Raw genomic sequence first — 445 nt, forward strand, 5'->3', positions numbered from 1 at the left:
CGGTCCATCGCCCGAGTGGTGACGGAGACAGCTCTTCCGCAGGAGCCTGAGAGGGCCCGCAGCGGCATCCTCTCCCTCCTCCACACGGGCGATGTTCTGTGTGTGACGGGGGCCGGGGTCTCCACCGATTCGGGGATCCCCGACTATCGCGGCCCGCAGGGCTCGCTGCATCGGCATCGGCCGATGACCTATCAGGAGTTCCAACACGACGCCGCAGCGCGCCACCGCTACTGGGCGCGCAGCTTCGTCGGGTGGCGCCAGATGCACGGCGCGGCGCCCAACCGATCGCATGAGCTGCTGGCTCAATGGCAGTCCCGCGGAATCCTGACCGGCCTGGTCACCCAGAACGTGGACGGTCTGCACCGTCAGGCGGCCGAGTCCCTGGCCTCCGACGCCGACATCGTCACCCTCCACGGAGACTTGGACACTGTGGGGTGCCTGGTCT

The 445-nt window shown here is 68.5% G+C and carries 1 protein-coding gene; it reads left to right on the forward strand.

Annotation, left to right across the window (positions count from 1 at the left end):
- A partial coding sequence (locus MWC30_RS23240) for a Sir2 family NAD-dependent protein deacetylase (protein ID WP_368860929.1) occupies positions 1 to 445 on the forward strand: 445 nt, incomplete at both ends.

Origin of the sequence: Desulforhabdus sp. TSK (assembly GCF_022836495.1) — a bacterium.
GTDB lineage: Bacteria > Desulfobacterota > Syntrophobacteria > Syntrophobacterales > Syntrophobacteraceae > Desulforhabdus.